Source organism: Janthinobacterium sp. FT14W, assembly GCF_009208755.1.
GTDB lineage: Bacteria > Pseudomonadota > Gammaproteobacteria > Burkholderiales > Burkholderiaceae_D > Janthinobacterium > Janthinobacterium violaceinigrum.
The window spans coordinates 1-711 of record NZ_WFLL01000121.1 but is presented as its reverse complement, the minus strand read 5'-3'; the positions used below and the strand labels follow the sequence as shown (position 1 = coordinate 711).

At 73.3% G+C, this 711-nt stretch carries 1 pseudogene; it reads right to left on the bottom strand.

Features of this window, described 5'->3' with window-relative positions:
* Positions 1-711, bottom strand: a pseudogene (locus tag GCN74_RS28235) (exonuclease SbcC); the annotation flags it as partial.

Here is a 711-nt window from a genome sequence, read left to right as displayed (position 1 = left end):
TGCAAGCCGGACGCGGTGGCGGCCAGCTGCTGCGTGAACCAGTCCGCGCGCCGGGATTCCGGCGGCAGCTGCAGGGTGGCCGCATGCGGCTGCCATTGCGCGTCCAGGGCCGCGATGGCGGGCGGCAGCGATGCCAGTTCGGCGTCCGTTTGCGCCTGTTCGCGCGCAGTCGCGGCCAGCGCCGCCCTGTGCGTGGCCAGCTGTTCCAGATTGCCGCGCACCTGCGTGCGGCAGGCCAGCACTTCGTCCTGCAAGCTGGCCAGCATTGCCTGCAAGGCGTCGTCGGCGTGGGTGTACGGGTGCTCGAGCGCGCCGCAGACGGGGCAGGGCTGCTCGTCCTGCAAGGTGGCGCGCAACTGCCCGACGCTGGCCGCGCACGCCGCTTCCGCCCCCTTCAGGGATTTTTCCGCCTGCGCCAGGCCCGCCTCCAGCGGCGCCGTCCTGGCCCCCTCCACCGCCAGGGCCGCGCTTTCTACCTGCGCCGCCAGCGACAGTTGCGCGGCCCGCGCCTGCCCGTGCGCCAGTTCCTGCTGCTTGCGCGCCAGTTCCGTCCACGTCTTTTCCGCCGTATTCAACTGGCGCGCATGGTCTTCCAGCTGGCTGCGCTGTTCCTGCAGCAGCCGTGCGTCGATGGCTTGCACGGCGCCAGCCGCTTCGCGCCGCTCCGCATCGCGCGCGGCCAGCGCCAGGGCGGCAGCGGCCAGCGCGGCC